Raw genomic sequence first — 1079 nt, forward strand, 5'->3', positions numbered from 1 at the left:
AGAAGGATGCCCAGTCCATGCTGGTGAATTGCGATCCCTGATCCGAATGCACCAGAACCTTTTCCCTTGGCTTTCGCCTCCAGACAGCCATCAGCAGCGCCTACAGCACGACATCCGTTGTCTGTCGGCTCTGCATCGACCAGCCGATGACGCGGCGGGAATAGAGATCGATGACGACGGCCAGATAGGCAAAGCCTTCGTTGGTTCGGATGTAGGTTATGTCGGTGACCCAGGCCTTGTCCGGGGCCGCGACGTCGAATTGCCGATCCAGAGTGTTGTCGATGACAATGGAAGGCCTGCCGCCATAAATTCCAGGACGGCGTTTGTAACCGATCTGGGCTTTTATACCGGCAATCCGTGTCAGGCGGGCAACCCGGTTCGGGCAGGACGTCTCGCCGTGATCGAGCAGGTCGTCGTGCAGCTTTCGATAGCCATAGACCTTGCCGCTCTCTTCCCAAGCCTGAAGCAAGAGATCGGTCTGCCGTTTGTCTTCACTGGCCCGCTTGCTCAATTGGTTCTTCAGCCAGGCGTAGAACACGATCGGGTGCACATGGAGAAGCCGACACATCGTCCGCACCGAGAACCGCAGGCGATGCAGGGCAATGAAAGCGTACTTCACTTTGCATCGCTGGCGAAGTACGCGGCCGCTTTTTTTTAGGATGTCGCGCTCCTCGGTGACGCGCGCCAGCTCCTTCTTCAGCCGCCTGACCTCGTCGCTGGCCTTGCCGTTCGACGTGCCGAACTTCTTCTTCCATTCGTAGAGCGAATGCTGGCTGACCCAAAGCCGCTGAGAGACCTCCGCTACCGGATAGCCCCGTTCGGTGATCTGACGCACCGCGTCGCGCTTGAACTCTTCCGTGAAATTGCCTTTGCCCATGTAGGCCTCCTGCCTAAAATTTAGGGGAGAAGGCGTCTACAAATCTAGGGGCTATTCACTTGACTGGATCAATCGCAGCGGAAAACCCGGTTGCAAACCGAGGTCAGAGACCACTCAATCCCGGTTGTCGGCCTCGGCAAATCCCCGGGCTTGACCCGAGGATCCAGACACAAGGGGTTGCAGTGGAACGGGGCATTTCCTT

At 57.7% G+C, this 1079-nt stretch carries 1 pseudogene; it reads right to left on the reverse strand.

The annotated features are described in order from the left end of the window. Positions 1-877 (reverse strand): annotated as a pseudogene (locus PDO_RS15550) (IS3 family transposase); the annotation flags it as partial. Positions 878-1079 lie beyond the last annotated feature (202 nt).

This window comes from Rhizobium sp. PDO1-076 (assembly GCF_000247475.1).
GTDB lineage: Bacteria > Pseudomonadota > Alphaproteobacteria > Rhizobiales > Rhizobiaceae > Allorhizobium.